12 protein-coding genes are annotated in these 14,449 nt (G+C 69.0%); 4 read left to right on the top strand and 8 right to left on the bottom strand.

Features of this window, described 5'->3' with window-relative positions; all coding sequences use genetic code 11:
* Positions 1 to 174: 174 nt before the first annotated feature.
* From ACFY0P_RS44705 to ACFY0P_RS44680, 6 genes are all read right to left on the bottom strand, one after another.
* Complete coding sequence (locus tag ACFY0P_RS44705) at positions 175 to 1,506, bottom strand: acyl-CoA dehydrogenase family protein (protein WP_388927589.1); 1,332 nt, start codon at positions 1,504 to 1,506, stop codon at positions 175 to 177.
* Positions 1,507 to 1,726: 220 nt separating this feature from the next.
* Complete coding sequence (locus tag ACFY0P_RS44700) at positions 1,727 to 2,242, bottom strand: nuclear transport factor 2 family protein (protein ID WP_388927586.1); 516 nt, start codon at positions 2,240 to 2,242, stop codon at positions 1,727 to 1,729.
* Complete coding sequence (locus ACFY0P_RS44695; RefSeq protein ID WP_388927583.1) at positions 2,239 to 3,534, bottom strand: acyl-CoA dehydrogenase family protein; 1,296 nt, start codon at positions 3,532 to 3,534, stop codon at positions 2,239 to 2,241. The genes ACFY0P_RS44700 and ACFY0P_RS44695 overlap by 4 nt, the downstream gene beginning before the upstream one ends.
* Positions 3,535 to 3,704: 170 nt before the next feature.
* The gene (locus ACFY0P_RS44690; protein WP_388927580.1) at positions 3,705 to 5,003 is read right to left on the bottom strand and encodes an acyl-CoA dehydrogenase family protein; all 1,299 of its coding nucleotides are present in this window, start codon (positions 5,001 to 5,003) and stop codon (positions 3,705 to 3,707) included.
* A 73-nt stretch (positions 5,004 to 5,076) separates the two neighbouring features.
* A complete protein-coding gene (locus ACFY0P_RS44685; RefSeq protein WP_388927577.1) occupies positions 5,077 to 5,649 on the bottom strand; it encodes a flavin reductase family protein in 573 nt (190 codons plus the stop codon).
* Between the two features lie 36 nt (positions 5,650 to 5,685).
* A complete protein-coding gene (locus ACFY0P_RS44680) occupies positions 5,686 to 6,930 on the bottom strand; it encodes an acyl-CoA dehydrogenase family protein (RefSeq protein WP_388927574.1) in 1,245 nt (414 codons plus the stop codon).
* A 93-nt stretch (positions 6,931 to 7,023) separates the two neighbouring features.
* Between ACFY0P_RS44680 and ACFY0P_RS44675 the strand changes: the two genes are divergently transcribed.
* Entirely contained in the window at positions 7,024 to 7,734 is a 711-nt protein-coding gene (locus ACFY0P_RS44675; protein WP_388927571.1) for a TetR/AcrR family transcriptional regulator, read from the top strand.
* 280 nt (positions 7,735 to 8,014) lie between these two features.
* Positions 8,015 to 9,400 carry an MFS transporter gene (locus ACFY0P_RS44670; RefSeq protein WP_388927568.1) on the top strand — a complete coding sequence of 462 codons (1,386 nt, stop codon included), beginning with the start codon at positions 8,015 to 8,017 and terminating at the stop codon, positions 9,398 to 9,400.
* 256 nt (positions 9,401 to 9,656) lie between these two features.
* Here ACFY0P_RS44670 and ACFY0P_RS44665 read toward each other — a convergent pair whose 3' ends face one another.
* Both ACFY0P_RS44665 and ACFY0P_RS44660 read right to left on the bottom strand, forming a co-directional pair.
* Complete coding sequence (locus ACFY0P_RS44665) at positions 9,657 to 10,277, bottom strand: NADPH-dependent FMN reductase (RefSeq protein WP_388927565.1); 621 nt, start codon at positions 10,275 to 10,277, stop codon at positions 9,657 to 9,659.
* Between the two features lie 63 nt (positions 10,278 to 10,340).
* Positions 10,341 to 11,225 carry a nuclear transport factor 2 family protein gene (locus ACFY0P_RS44660; protein WP_388927563.1) on the bottom strand — a complete coding sequence of 295 codons (885 nt, stop codon included), beginning with the start codon at positions 11,223 to 11,225 and terminating at the stop codon, positions 10,341 to 10,343.
* Between the two features lie 143 nt (positions 11,226 to 11,368).
* Here ACFY0P_RS44660 and ACFY0P_RS44655 point away from each other — a divergent pair, with 143 nt between their 5' ends.
* Together ACFY0P_RS44655 and ACFY0P_RS44650 are read left to right on the top strand one after the other, a co-directional pair.
* Positions 11,369 to 12,832 carry a benzaldehyde dehydrogenase gene (locus ACFY0P_RS44655; protein ID WP_388927560.1) on the top strand — a complete coding sequence of 488 codons (1,464 nt, stop codon included), beginning with the start codon at positions 11,369 to 11,371 and terminating at the stop codon, positions 12,830 to 12,832.
* Between the two features lie 49 nt (positions 12,833 to 12,881).
* On the top strand, positions 12,882 to 14,435 hold the full coding sequence (locus tag ACFY0P_RS44650) for a carotenoid oxygenase family protein (protein WP_388927557.1): 1,554 nt from the start codon (positions 12,882 to 12,884) through the stop codon (positions 14,433 to 14,435).
* Positions 14,436 to 14,449 lie beyond the last annotated feature (14 nt).

The following is a 14,449-nucleotide window of genomic DNA, read 5'->3' as shown; positions in this document are numbered from 1 at the left end:
GCGGCGAGCCGGATCGTCCCCGGTGCACGATCGGCTCCGACGGCATGAGGGCTCTGGAGGGGGCCTGACGGCTCCGGAGCGGAGAGACCGGCTTCCACGGGCCGAGGGATCCGCTCCCGCCGCAGGCCCCGTCGGCATGCGTCGTGGTCGCCGGGGCCCTCATGCAGATTCGGTTCAGACGGGGCGCGGCACCGGCCCCGGGATCTTGCCATTGGCCACGTGCGGGGGCGTCTTCCCGGGAGGCGGCGAACTGAGGGCGGCCATCATCGGGAACGGCTCGAGACCGAAGATGTCCCGGCCGTTGATCTCGGCCATCGGGTCGATCCGGAACGCGCCGTGGGTCGCCAGCACATGCACGTCCCGGACGAACCGCTGGATCGGGTTGGACAGGCCGACGGTCGAGGAACCGAGCGCCAACTGGAGCCCGTCGATCACCTGGAGACAGGCGTGGATCTGATGGACGAGGTCCATCGTGATCTCCGGTTCGTCCCACGGAAGGAAGTCCTCGCCCGCCAGCGCACGCCGGTCGATCTCGTCGGCCTGCCGCTCGATGACCGCCGCGGCCGCATTGATGACGGCCCTCGCCTTGCCTGCGACGACCTGCGTCGAGGCCATGTCGGCCATGTTCGGATACGGCAGATTGAACGGCGGCCGCTTCTTGGCCTGCTCGACGAAGGCGTCGAGAGCGCCCTCGGTCATGCCCAGAGCGAGGGCGGCGAAGGCCGTCGTCGTGGCGACCATGGTTCCGGTCGCGGAGTGCATGAATCCGAGTCCCTGGTACTTGCCGCGCAGGGCGTCCATGCGCGCAGGCATGTCCATGGTGTGGATGACCCGGTACTCGGGGACGAACACCTCCTCGTCGACCTGCACGCTGTTGCTCGAGGTGGCGCTCATGCCCATGACGTGCCAGTCGTCGACGATCGTGTACTGGTCCTGGGAGAGGAGCCCCATCGCACGACGCCGTTCGCCGGTGTCGGGGTCGTCGTACTCGAACCCGACCGAGCCCCACTTCGCGATCTTGCAGCCGCTGCCGAACGCCCAGCGGCCCTTCACCATCCAGCCGCCTTCCACCTTGCGACCGTCGCCGACCTTCGGCGCGAAGACGGTGGCGCCGAACAGGAGCGGTCCCTGCCAGGTCTCGATGTCGGCGAAGACCTCGTTCTTCACACGCTCGTCGAGGGCGAGCGCGCTCCGGGACGCGCTGGAGACGATCACCGTCCAGCCGGCCGACCCGTCGACGCGTCCGAGCTCACGCACCACCTCCGTGGTGTCGCGTGCGCCGAGTGCGTATCCGCCCAGCTCCACCGGGATGGTGATGCGGAACACCCCGATCTCGTGCAGCACCGAGACCGTCTCGGGTGCGAGTGCGCCCCGCAATTCCCCCTCCCTGGCTCGTTCCGCAAGGCCCGGCGCCGCCGCGCGCACCGCGTCGCGCATGCGCCTTCCCTCCTCGCTGAGATAGGGAGAATCGGGAAACCTGCTCACTTTGGGCAACGTCGTTGTCATCTCAGTGTTCTTTCTTCATCCTTGGACCGCCGACGCGGTCATCCCTGCGCACGGCCGGCGGCGGCTTTCGATACGGGATCGGGAGCGCCTCGGTTCGGCGCCGTCGGCCACGGGTGTGGAGGCGGGTCCGAGATCGCCCAGGTCGACCTCGGATCCGCCGTGCGTCACCGGCCGGAGCGGGTGTTGGGGCATCGATCCGTGACCGGACCGGGATCGCATCTCAGTTCCCGGGCAGCGGCGCGGCCATCTTGCGGAAGGCGCTCCAGTGCTCCGCGAGCTTGCCGTCGCGCACGCGGAAGACCGTCACGATGTACCAGTCGTAGGTCTTGCCGGGGCTCTCCGGGTCCGGTGTCGGCTGCTTCATCATCACGCACGCCAGATCGCCGTCCAGGACCACGCTCACCACGGGCGGCGGAGTGCCGGCGCCGGTCGGAACGTTGCGGAAGTGCTCGATGATGTTGTCCCGGCCGTTGCCGGGCGCGTTCGGGTCGTGCTGCACGTAGTCCTCGACGATGTAGCGCTTCATGACGTCGACGACGTTCTCCTGCACGGTGTCATCGCGGACCATGCGCGCGAGGTCCGCCTCGAAGTCGACCAGCAGGCGCTTGACGGCGGTCCGCTCGGGTGTGTCGGCCTGCGCGACGGCGGCCTTGTAGTCCTCGCGGTCGAGCCAGGTCTCGTACAGCTTCGGATCGTTGATGTGCGCGATGCCGTCGATGATGCTGAAGTCACTCATGCGCGGATGGGCTCCTTGTCTCGAGAGGGATCTGTTGCGGCTCGGCGCTCGGGGACGGCGCCGCCGATCATGGCGAAGGGGGGCAGGCCCAGGAGCCGGCGCCCGTTCTGTTCGGCCAGCGGGTCGATGCGGATCGCTCCGTGCGAGGTGAGCACGCGGGCGTCGCGGACGAACCGCTGGATCGGGTTGGAAAGGCTCACGGTGGACGAGCCGATCGTCTTCTGCAGAAGGTTGATCGCGTCCTCGCACAGGTTCGCCGCGTAGGCGACGGAGAGGCTGATCTCGGACTCCTCCGGCGGGGTGAAGTCGAGTCCTTCCGCGGTCCGCGCGTCGATCTGGTCGGCCGCACCCTCGATCGTCGCGGCAGCGACGTTGATCATCGCGAGTGCCTTGCCCGCGGCGACCTGGGCGGACGCCATGTCGCCGATCGTGGCGTAGGGCAGGGTGAAGGGCTTGCGCTTGTTCGCCTGCTCGGTGAAACAGTGGAGCGCGCCCCGCGCCATGCCCAGAGTGATCGCGAGGTTCGCGAGCGTCGCGCAGAGCAGCAGCGCGAGCCCGCGCTGCCCGTAGCCGAAGCCCGTGTAGCGGTCGTGCAACTGCTGCAGCCGCAGCGGGAACTCACCGAGGTCGATGAAGCGGTGCGCCGGGACGAACACCTCCTCCTGCACGCGCAGGCTGTTGCTGGACGATCCCGACAGACCCATGACGTCCCAGTCGTCGAGAATCTCGTACTGCTCACGGCGGAGCGCGACCATGCCGCGTCCGCTGCCGCCGCCGGCCTCGGGGTCGTACTCGATGCCGACCAGCGCCCAGCTCGCGTGCTTGCAGCAACTGCCGAACGCCCACTTGCCGTGGACCATCCAGCCGCCGTCGACGGGTCGGGCCGTACCGACCTTGGTCGCGAACACGGAGGCCCCCACGATGGCCGGCCCGACCCAGTCCTCGGTCTCGGCCCGCACCTCGTCGACCACCTGCGCATCCATCGCGAGCACGTTCTTCACGCCCACGCCGACGAACCCGGCCCAGCCGGCGGAGCCGTCGCCCTCGCTGAGTGCGCTGATCACCTCTACCAGGTCCCGCGCGCCGAGCGCGTATCCACCCCATTCGAGGGGCATGGACATGCGAAAGACACCGGCGTCGTTGATCGCTTCGAGCACCTCGGGAGTGAGCGCCGCGATCTTCTCGCCCTCGCGGGCCTGCGAGCGGATCAGCGGGATCAGCTCGCGTACCCGGTCGCGGATCTTGCGGCCCTCGTCGGTGAGCCACGGGGAGGCCACGGCTGACGCGGGCACCGGGGGTGGCATAGGCGGCAGTTGGGCGTCCCGGGCGGGGGGCGGGGGGGTTGCAGTCATCGAAGCACCATCGTTTCTATCATTCGAACTGAACGGTTCAGTGCAGCTTGTTGGTATGGAGATGCACAAGGTCGGGAAACGGAGCGCGAGGTCGCCCAGCGGCCCGGGCGTCAACCCTGCGGGGAGTGCGGGACGTTCACGCCGCGCTGCGGCACAGCTGCGCCGACCATGGGGAAGGGCTTGAGTCCGAGGAGGCGTCGGCCGTTCTGCTCGGCGAGCGGGTCGACGCGGATCGCTCCGTGCGAGGTGACCACGCGTGCGTCACGGACGAAGCGCTGGATCGGGTTGGACAGCGATACGGTCGACGAACCGAGCGTCTTCTGCAGCAGGTTGATGGCGTCCTCGCACAGGTTCGCCGCGTACGCGAGCGCGAGACTGACTTCCGACTCCTCGTCGTCGCCGAATTCGAGTCCGGCGTCGGTCCGCGCGTCCACTTGGTCCGCGTAGCGTTCGATCGTCGAGCCGGCCAGGACGATCATCGCCTGCGCGCGCCCGGCGGCCACCTGTGCGGAGGCCATCTCGGCGACGCTCGGGTAGGGCAGGGTGAACGGCTTGCGCCTGATCGCCTGTTCGGCGAAACAGGACAGCGCTCCGCGTGCCATGCCCAGCGTGATCGCGGTGCTGCTGAGCGCCACGGTCATCAAGAGCGCCCGGCCGCTCTGCCGAAAGGCGGCACCACTGTAGCGGTACCGGATCTGGTCGAGCCTCGGCGGGAACTCGGCGAGGTCGAGAAAGCGGTGGTCGGGGACGAAGATGTCCTCGGTGACCCGCAGGCTGTTGCTGGACGTTCCGGAGAGCCCCATGACGTGCCAGTCGTCGAGGATCTCGAACTGCTCGCGCTCCAGCACCACTACGCCGCGGCCGCTGCCGCGGGCTTCCACGGGGTCGAAGGCGACTCCCACCATCGCCCAGCGGGCGTGCTTGCAGCCGCTGCCGAAGGCCCAGCGGCCGTTGACCATCCAGCCGCCGTCGGCCTTGCGGGCGTTGCCGACCGTGGTCGCGAACACGGAGGCGCCGACGAGAGCCGGCCCCACCCAGCCCTCGATGTCCTTGCGGATCTCCTCGACCACTCCCGGTGGCAGGGCGAGGAAGTTGCGCAATCCGACGCCGACGAAGGCACTCCAGGCCGCCGACCCGTCGGCCTCCCCCAGGGCTGCGACGACCTCGACGATGTCGCGGGCACCCAGCGCGCTGCCGCCCCACTCGACCGGCATCGTCATGCGGTAGACGCCTGCCTCGTCCAGTGCCTGAAGCACATCCGGGGTCAGCGTCCCGATCCGCTCTCCCTCGCGCGCCTGGGACCGGATGAGCGGGACGAGACCCCGGATCCGATCGCGCAGCTCACGTCCGGCGTCGGTCAGCCACGTCGATTCGACGGCCCTGACCTCCGGGGCGACGGGTTTGGACATCGGCTCTCCTCATTGAGATCCAGCGACAACAACGAACTGATGTGCAGGGGCGGGTGACCTGGTGTCAGCCCTCTCAAGCCGGGACAGTCGACCTGTCTCCGTCGAGCCGCCGGAAGCGGCTGCCGTGGAACACCAGGGGCTCGGCCGAGGGAAGCGTCCACAGGCGGTCGATCTCCAGCAGAGCGATGGTGTGGTCGCCCGCCGGGAGTTCGGCGCGCAGTGTGCAGGTGTACCAGGTGACCGCCCCGGGCAGGACAACCGCTCCTTCTCCGGTCGTCTCCCAGTGCACCTCGGCGAACCGGTGCTCCTCCGCACCTGCGAGCGCACGGCACACCGCACCCTGCTCCTCGCCCAGGACACTCAGGCCCAGCCGTGGCAGCTGCCTGAGCTTCGGCCAGGTGCGCGAGGAGGTCTGCATGCACACCGAGACGAGGGGCGGCGCCAGCGATACGGAGGTGAAGGAGCTCACCGCCATCCCGAGGGGGCGGTCGTCCACCATTCCGCACACCGCGATCACCCCGCTTGGGAAACGGCCGAACGCTTCCCGCAGGGCCTGCGCGTCCGACGTTGCCACCGGTGTGAGCTGCGGCTCGAAGCCGGAGCCCGAATTCCTGAGCCCATGGGGCCCGTACTCGTTGATCGACATGGTCATCACCTTCCTTCTTTCTGTGCGGCGGCCGGCTCAGCCCACCTGGGGCACACCACCGGCGAACATGGGAAACGGTGCGAGTCCGAGGAGTTGGCGGCCGCTGAGCTCGGCCAGGGGGTCGAAGCGGATCGCGCCGTGGGTGGCCAGTACGCGCACGTCCCGTGCGAAGCGCTGGATCGGGTTCTTGAGGCTCACCGTGGAGGAACCGAGGGCGAGTTGGAGCTTGTCGATGGCGTCCGCACACAGCCGCACCGCGTAGACGAGGTCCATCGTGATCTCGGACTCCTCTGCACCCGTGAACTCGATGCCGGCCAGTGCGCGGCGGTCCACCTCGTCGGCATGACCGAAGATGGTCGCTTCCGCGGCATTGATCATCGCTCGGGCCGTACCGGCGGCCACCTGCGTCGACGGCATGTCCGCGACGCTGGGGTAGGGCAGGTTGAACGGCTTGCGGGCCTTCGCCTGCTCGACGAAGCAATCCAGGGTGCCGCGAGCCATGCCGAGTGCCACGGCCACGTTGCTGAGGCAGGTGATCAGCATGAGCGCGCGTGTGTCGTTGCGGAACCCGATACCGGCGTAGCGGTCCCGCACGCTGTCCATGACCGCGGGGAAGTCGGCAAGGTCGACGAACCGGTGGTCGGGGACGAACGCCTCCTCCTCGGCGGTGATGCTGTTGCTGGAGGTGGCCTTCAGGCCCATGACCTTCCAGTCGTCCAGGATCGTGTACTGCTCGCGGCTCAGCAGTGCCATCCCGCGGCCCGGTCGGCCCTCCGAGTCCTCGTAGGTCACGCCCACGGCCGCCCAGGCCGCATGCTTGCAGCCGCTGCCGAACGCCCACTTGCCGGAGACCAGCCACCCACCGTCCGCCCGGCGGGCCGATCCCACGCTCGTGGAGAAGACGGAGGCGCCGACGACCAGAGGGCCGATCCAGGTGTCGATCTCCTTGAAGACCTCGTCGACGGTCTGCTGGGGGAAGCCGAGGACATTGCGGATGCCGCCGGCCACGAAGACCGTCCAGGCGGCGGACCCATCGCCTTCGCCGAGCGCCGCGATGATCTCCACGACGTCTCTCGCCCCGAGAGCGTAGCCACCCAGTTCGACGGGCAAGGCGGTCTTGAAGACACCCGCTTCGTGTATGGCCCTCAGTGTTTCAGGAGGCAGGGCGCCGAGCTCTTCTCCCTCCTGGGCTTCCTCCCTCAGCAGCGGGATGAGGACGCGGGTCTCGTCCCGGATCTGCCGACCGCGGTCACTGAGGTACGCAGAGGGTGGCTTGCTCATGAGGCTCCTTCATAGCTGTAATTGAACTGCACCGTCCAGTTCAGTTGAACCGTACGGTAGGGTTCAGTGGAAGGTCAAGCGATGAGGAGCGAGATGACTGAACAGGCTGAACAGAGGCGCTCCCGGCGCACGGGTGCGGGTGGGCGGAGCAAGCGGGAGTCCATTCTCGACGCGGCCGTCGAACTGTTCCTCGAACTCGGTTTCGATCAAACCTCGATGGATGCCGTGGCTGCGCAGGCCGGCGTCTCGAAGACCACCGTCTACGCCCATTTCGGCGACAAGTTGGAGCTGTTCCGTGCGGTGATCGCCCGCGGTGGGGCCTCCCTGGACTTCGACCTGGATCAGACGATGCTCGCCTCCGTCGACGACCCCCAGGAGAGACTCGCGCGCATCGTCCTGAAGCTCCTCCAGGCCACGACCGCCCCGACCTATCTGGCCTTCATCCGCGTCCTGACCGTCGAGGCGGGCCGCCGTCCCGAGCTGACCGAGGCGATCCGATCCCTCGGCGTACCTCATGTCGTCGACCTGGTCGCCGTGGCGCTCCGCGACGATGCACGCCAGCGCGGCTACGCCCTTCCCGACGCGGAGGCCTACGCCGGACTGTTCGTGCGCATGACGGCGGCCGGACCGCAGATGGACGCGTTGTTGGATCCGGAGACCAACCGCGACCCGGCCCACTTCGAGGCGTACGCCCGATGGACGACGGCCATCTTCCTGCGGGGCCTGCGCCTCGGCGACCTGCCGGATGTCCCCGAGTCCGCGATGAACCAGGTCTTCCCGAGACTCTCGCGGGCGAGCTCCTGACACGCACCGTGGCGCGGGAGCGGCGACCTCCCGCGCCACGGCCTTCATGAATTCCTGGGCGCTTCCGGCGGCGCGCTCGGCCCGGCCTCTGCGCTGTCACCGCGGTACGGCGATGACGATTCGCCCCTGCAGGCCCCTTGACCGATGGATTGCACTGCACCGTACAGTTCATCAATCGGAGGCCGCCGGCGCTCGGCGCCCACGGCAAGCCACTGGCAGCATGAGAGCGCCTCCCCCTCGGCCGGCGGCCCGCCATCTCCTTGCGCGAGGAAGGACGACGATGTCCGCGCCCCGATCCCACCCGGAATTCGCTCCGCCCGGCCAGCCGGGCGCCCCTGCCCCCGCCTCCCTGCGGGAGTCGTTGTCCGCGTTGCGCGGCTATCCCACACCGGCCTGGAAGGCGGCGATCGCCTGCGTGCTCGCCATGGTCCTCAGTCCCCCGGCTCTCGTCACGGCGGTCACGTTCCTCGTCGACCCGGTTGCCGAGGACTTCGGCTGGTCTCACTCTGAAACGCTGAGCATCTTCAACATCCCCACCGTGGCCGCCCCCTTCGTGCTGCCCCTGGCCGGCCGTCTGGTCGACCGCTGGGGTGCCCGGGCGGTCGCCGTTCCGGGCACCGCCCTCTACGCGCTCGCGACAGCCGCGGTGGCGCTCGCCGGCGCGGACGGCGTCGTGCTGACGGCGATCCTGCTGGTGAGCACGGCTCTGGGATACACCTCCATCCTCGGCGTGGTCTACAAGGTCGTCTCGGAGTGGTTCCCCCACCACCGCGGGCTGGGCTACTCCCTGCTCATCGGCGCCACCTCCAGCCTTGCCGGTGCCGCCCTCTCGCCCCTGAGTCAGTTGTCCATCGAGCATTTCGGCTGGCGAACGACCTACCTGCTGGTGGGCGCCTGTATCCTGCTGATCGTCTTCCCTGCCCAGTACTTCCTGATGTACGAGCCCGTGTCGGCAGCCCTCACCCGTGGGAACGCCGTTGCACTGAAGGCGAAGGCTCGGCCGGCGCACATGGAGCTGCCCGGCCTCCCACTGGGCCGGGCGCTCAGGACCCGGGCCTGGTGGTACATGGTGCTGGTGCTCACCGTGGCGGCAGGGGTGGCGATGAGCGTGCGCCTGAACGCCGTGACCCTTTTCGGCGAGCAGGGCTATACCCCCACGGATGTGTCACTGTCGGTGTCGGTCATGCTGGTGGCATCCGTCGCCGGGCAGATTCTCGCGGGTGTGGTCCTCGACCGGTCGCGTACCCCTCGGGCCTTCGTGCCGTTCATGGTGTGTCTGGTACTCGGCATGGTCATGGTCTTCGCCGCCACCGGAGGCATGTGGGCGCTGTTCCTCACCATGGCCCTGCTCGGTGTCGTGACCGGCGCGGAGTCCACCACCGGGCCGTACCTCGTAGGGTGCTACTTCGGCATGCGGGCCTTCGCCCAGATCCAGGGCATCACGCTGGGCATCGTCAGCCTGGTCGGCATCGGGCTCTTCCCGGTACTCGCGCAAGGAGCCGCAGAGAGCACCGGCGGATACACCGCGACGCTCGTCGCGCTCACCTCCGCAGGCCTGATCGTCCTCGTCCTGTCGGTCTTCCTGCCCCGCTATCCGAGCCCCACCGAGAGCCCGGACACCGGCGCGCCGATGCCCGGCAGCGCCGATGAGCGCATCCGTAGCTAGCCACTCAGCCTGCACCCGGGTCGCCGTCGGTGCGGGCTTCCGCCGTGCCGGCCGGCCGACTTGATCCTCGACTGCGCCCACCGCTGCGCCGACCCGCAGCCAGGCCCGCAGCTCCTCCGCGATCACCGCTCAGGACGGCGCGTGTCTTCGGAAACAACGAGGACGGCCCGGCCTGAACCATAAGCTCGCAGAAAAGATCCCGGGAGGGCACGCGATGCGCGTGCCCTCCCGGGTGTTGAGAGAGGCTCAGCCGGTGCTAACTACGCGGCGCGGGTGCGACCGGCACCGGCGGCCCGGGGGGAGCCAACGGCGGCGGGTTCAGGCGCAGGGACTGCAGGGCCTCGCTCCAGCGCAGCAGTTCGTCCAGCATCATCGTGGCCGCGGCCTCCAGCGGCTCGTCGGCCTGGAAGCCGCCCTCCCCCATGAACTTGAAGACGAACGGTATGGCCACGGCCTCGGGAATCGGCATCATCTTGAGAGCCGTCGCGACCTCCTTGAGTACCTGCACGGAGCGCAGACCGGCCGCGACACCGCCGTAGCTGACGAATCCGACGGGCTTGTACAGCCACTCCCGGTACAGGAAAGAAAGGGCGTTGAGCAGCGCAGCAGGAGGACCGGAGTTGTATTCAGGCGTGACGAAGACGAAGGCGTCGGCCTCGTCCACCGAGGCGCTCCACTTGAGCGTGTGCTCGTGGGCGTACCGACCCGCACGCGGATGCCCGGGTTCGTCGAGGAGCGGAAGGGCGAACTCGGCGAGGTCGATGAGTTCGACGTCGAAGCCGCCGTGCTCTTTCGCGGACTGGGCCGCCCACTGGCCGACGGGCAGCCCCAGTCGGCCGGGGCGGGTGCTTCCGATGACGACGTGCAACTTCGGCATGGGTGAACCTTTCTGCGCAGGTATGGATTCGAGGGCGAACGGGACAAGGGAGCCGACGACCGATCAGGTGCGGGAGGCGGGCGGCGGGCCGGGAGGCTTGGGCGGGGCAGACTTGTCGATGCCGCTCCAGTGCTCCACGAGCCGTTGCCCGCGCACGCGGTAGGCGTCGTAGACGTAGTACGGGTACAGCGCGCCGCTGCCGTCGGGTTCGGCCTGCGGGAGCAGTCCGGCGACGACGACGATGTCGCCCTCGGCGACGATCAGTGCGGGCGGGATGAGGGGCTCGGCGGGCGGGGGCACGGGGCCGTCCGGGAATCGGCCGCGCACGAACTCCTCCAGGCCCGCCCTGCCGGGTGGGTAGTGGGAGACGTGCTGGAGGTAGTCCTCGTCGACGAAGTCCTTGACCGCATCCGGATTCTGCGCGTCGAAGACGCAGCGGTAGAAGTCCACCACCAGACGCTTGTTCGCCTCGATGTCGATCGAAGGCGCTGACGAGACAGTGGTCGCCCGCGTCGGCGTACCCGGTGCAGGGAGCTGCGGTGGGGCGATCTTGTTGAGGGAGGGCCACCGCTCGGCGATCCGTCCTTCGCGAATCCGGTAGGTGGTGAACGCGTAGTAGTCGAAGGTGGTGCCGGGGGCATCCGGATCCGGTTGCGGCATGTAGTGACAAACACAGACCAGGTCGTTCTCCCCGACGACGAACACCGGCTCCCGCAGCCCGGAGGCATCCGCCGTGCCCTGGTCCGCCGCCGGGCCACGGTCGAACTCGCGGCGCAGGAGATCGGCGAACGCCTCCGCGCCGTCGGCGACGTCGGCACCGTGCTGGACCAGGTCAGGGGCGACGTAGTCGGCCACCGCGTCGGCGTTTCTCGCGCCGAAGACATCGGTGAGGAACCGGTCGATCAGGAGCTTGTTGATGCGCGGCTCTTGCTCGGTTGATGTAGCCATGCGACTAACTAAACTGTACCGTACAGTGCACGTCAACATGACGCTTGACATCTCCCCCGCCTCCCGGGAGTGTCCTAGATAGTGAAATGCTAGTTCGGAATAACGGGACACGGATAACTAGTCCTGCAAGGGAAAGGGACACCATGACTTTTCTGGATGCCGGCGACTGGCAGGAGCGGATCTTCTCCGGAGAGTGGATCAAGGCGACGAGCGAGTCGTACGACTCCACCGAGCCGGCCACCGGCAAGACCTTGGGCCGTGTCGGCTCTGCCACCGCCGCCGACCTGGAGCGGGCCGTGGAGCGTGCGGTGCGGGCCCAACGCGACTGGGCAGCGCGGCCGTACGTGGAGCGGGCCCAGGTGCTGCGGCGCGCGGCGCGCCTGTTCGAGGAGCACCAGGCCGAGATCGCGGAATGGATCGTGCGGGAGTCCGGTGCCCTGCGGCCGTTCGCCGACTTCCAGACCTCGAACGGGGCGGCCGAGGAGTGCTACGAGGCCGCGGCGCTGGCGGCGGCTCCGTACGGCGAGATACTGCGGTCCATCGAGGACCGGCTGTCGTTCGCACGCCGGCGCCCGGTGGGCGTGGTCGGGGTGATCGCACCGTTCAACGCGCCGATGGTGCTGGCCATGCGCGCCGTCGCCCCCGCCCTGGCGCTGGGCAACGCCGTCGTGCTCAAGCCCGACCCCCGCACCGCCATCTGCGGCGGCGTCACCATCGCCCGCGTCTTCGAGGAGGCAGGCCTGCCCGCCGGCGTGCTCCACATGCTGCCCGGCGGCGCCGACGTCGGCGCCGCGCTGGTGGACGACCCGCGCGTGCCCGTCATCGCGTTCACCGGTTCCACGCGGGCCGGAAAGGCGATCGCCACAGCGGCGGCGCAGCGGTTGAAGCGTGTCCACCTGGAACTCGGTGGCAACTCGGCGCTGATCGTCCTCGACGACGCGGACCTGGAGAAGGCCGTCTCGGCCGGCGCGTTCGGCTCGTTCCACCACGCCGGACAGGTGTGCATGGCCTCCAGCCGCCACCTGGTGCACGCCTCGGTCGCCGGGGAGTACGCCGAGCTGCTGGCCCAGCACGCGAACGCCGCACCGGTCGGCGACCCGGCCACCGGGCAGGTCGCGTTGGGTCCGATGATCGACGACCGGCAGCTTCAGGCCGCCCACTCCATCGTCACCGACAGCGTGGCGACCGGCGCGCGGCTGGCCGCCGGCGGCACCTACGAGGGCCTGTTCTACCGGCCGACCGTGCTGGCCGACGTGCCGCTCGACGCCCGCGCCTACAAGGAGGAGATCTTCGGCCCGGTCGCCCCGGTCGTGCCCTTCCAGGACCTCGACGAAGCCGTCCGGCTGGCCGGCGACACCCAGTACGGACTGTCGCTGGGCATTCTGACCCGGGACGTCGCCAAGGGCCTGGCACTCGCCGACCGCATCCCCACCGGACTGGTCCACATCAACGACCAGACCGTGAACGACGAGGCGACCGTGCCGTTCGGCGGCGTCGGCGAGTCCGGCAACGGCTCCCGGCACGGAGGGACCGCCGCCAACCTCGAGGCCTTCACCGAACAGCAGTGGGTCACCGTCCGCGGCGAGATCCCCGACTACCCCTTCTGACCCCGCTCTGGTCTCTCACCCCCGCTTCACCCGCACTTGGAGCCTGCAGATGACACTTCCTTCGCGGCAGGGCCCGTCCCTGCCCGACCCCATGACCATCGCGCCGCGCACCACCCCACCTCCAGCCACCCCGCAGCTCGCCCAGGACGCCGCCGACTGGGCGCCCGGCAACAAATTCCTGCAAGGCCCGTTCACTCCCTGGACCGAAGAGAGCGGTGCCTACGACCTGGAGGTGGACGGGCAGATCCCGGGCGATCTCGCCGGGGCGCTGTTCCGCATCTCCTCCAACCCCCGCTTCCAGCCGCGCGAACCCGACCGCTACCACTGGTGGGAGGGCGACGGCATGGTCTGCGGCATCTACCTGCGCGACGGCCGGGCTGCCTACCGCACCCGCTGGGTGATGACCGACTCCATGAAGTTCGAGGTCGAACAAGGCGAGGCGGTCTACGGCGGCTTCGCCAACGGCGGTTCGACCGCCCCGCTGCCCCCGGGGGCCCCGCCCGCGAAGAACGTCGCCAACACCAACGTGGGCATCTTCGACGACCACCTGCTGGTCTACTTCGAGGGCGGACTGCCGTACTCGATGCACCCCGAAACGCTGGAGACGTACGGCACCTACGACTTCCACGGCGGCATCGACGTCCTGTGCACCGCCCACTACAAGATCGACCCCGACAGCGGCGACATGCTCTTCTTCGCCGCCACCGGACCGACCATCACCTGGTACCGGGCGGACGTGAAGACCGGGCACGTCGTCGACAGCCACAGCTTCGACATCAAGGTGCCGGTGCTGATGCACGACTTCGCCGTCAGCGACAACTACGCGATCTTCTTCGTCACCCCGGCTCAGTTCCGCCTCGACCACATCATGCGGGGCGAGCCGGGCGTGGTCTGGGACGAGGCGTCGCTCCCGCACGGCGTGCAGATCGTGCTCATGAACCGGCAGACGCACGCCGTCAGTTGGCACGAGGTGGGCGGCCACTGGGCCAACACCCACTTCTACAACGCCTACGAGGAGGACGGCCAGGTCGTCATCGACGGACACCGCATCACCCGCCTGGGCACACCGGCCGACCGGCTGGACGTCCCGGTGACGTCCCACTCCTGGTTCCCGCCGTCGGTGCCCCACCGTTGGCGTGTGGACCTGGCGAGCGGCCGGGCGACGGAGGAACTGGTCGGCGGCGTCGCCGGCGAGTTCCCGAGGATCAACGATGCCTTCACCGGCCGGCATCATCGCTACGGGTACTTCGTCACCACTCGTTACCTGGCCGACGACACCATGAGTGACGGTCTCGCCAAGCACGACGCTCTGCGCGACTCCACCACGGTCGTCGAGGGACCGGACCACCTCACCAACCCCGGCGAGCCGGTCTTCGTCGCCCGCGAGAACGCCGTCGCCGAGGACGACGGCTACCTCCTCACCCTGTGGTGGAACCGCGAGACCGGACTGAGCGAACTGCTCATCCACGATGCCGCCGATCTGCGGCGCACGCCGCTGGCCAGGGTGAAGCTGCCCAGCCGTGTGCCGTTCGGCTTCCACGGCAACTGGGCCGACCACACCACGCTCGATCAGGCTGTGGCCGCCCGCAGCGACGCGAACTGACCCGCTTCTTGCAC

Origin of the sequence: Streptomyces sp. NPDC001714 (assembly GCF_042892755.1) — a bacterium.
GTDB lineage: Bacteria > Actinomycetota > Actinomycetes > Streptomycetales > Streptomycetaceae > Streptomyces.
Note: the sequence above shows the minus strand (reverse complement) of the source record. Positions and strands in the feature narration are given on the sequence as shown.

Bases quoted from the DNA above. Each gene is read 5' to 3' on its own strand.
- ACFY0P_RS44705 (WP_388927589.1), bottom strand. From the start codon at position 1,506: ATGACAACGACGTTGCCCAAAGTGAGCAGGTTTCCCGATTCTCCCTAT.
- ACFY0P_RS44700 (WP_388927586.1), bottom strand. From the start codon at position 2,242: ATGAGTGACTTCAGCATCATCGACGGCATCGCGCACATCAACGATCCG.
- ACFY0P_RS44690 (WP_388927580.1), bottom strand. From the start codon at position 5,003: ATGTCCAAACCCGTCGCCCCGGAGGTCAGGGCCGTCGAATCGACGTGG.
- ACFY0P_RS44685 (WP_388927577.1), bottom strand. From the start codon at position 5,649: ATGTCGATCAACGAGTACGGGCCCCATGGGCTCAGGAATTCGGGCTCC.
- ACFY0P_RS44680 (WP_388927574.1), bottom strand. From the start codon at position 6,930: ATGAGCAAGCCACCCTCTGCGTACCTCAGTGACCGCGGTCGGCAGATC.
- ACFY0P_RS44675 (WP_388927571.1), top strand. From the start codon at position 7,024: ATGACTGAACAGGCTGAACAGAGGCGCTCCCGGCGCACGGGTGCGGGT.
- ACFY0P_RS44670 (WP_388927568.1), top strand. From the start codon at position 8,015: ATGTCCGCGCCCCGATCCCACCCGGAATTCGCTCCGCCCGGCCAGCCG.
- ACFY0P_RS44665 (WP_388927565.1), bottom strand. From the start codon at position 10,277: ATGCCGAAGTTGCACGTCGTCATCGGAAGCACCCGCCCCGGCCGACTG.
- ACFY0P_RS44660 (WP_388927563.1), bottom strand. From the start codon at position 11,225: ATGGCTACATCAACCGAGCAAGAGCCGCGCATCAACAAGCTCCTGATC.
- ACFY0P_RS44655 (WP_388927560.1), top strand. From the start codon at position 11,369: ATGACTTTTCTGGATGCCGGCGACTGGCAGGAGCGGATCTTCTCCGGA.
- ACFY0P_RS44650 (WP_388927557.1), top strand. From the start codon at position 12,882: ATGACACTTCCTTCGCGGCAGGGCCCGTCCCTGCCCGACCCCATGACC.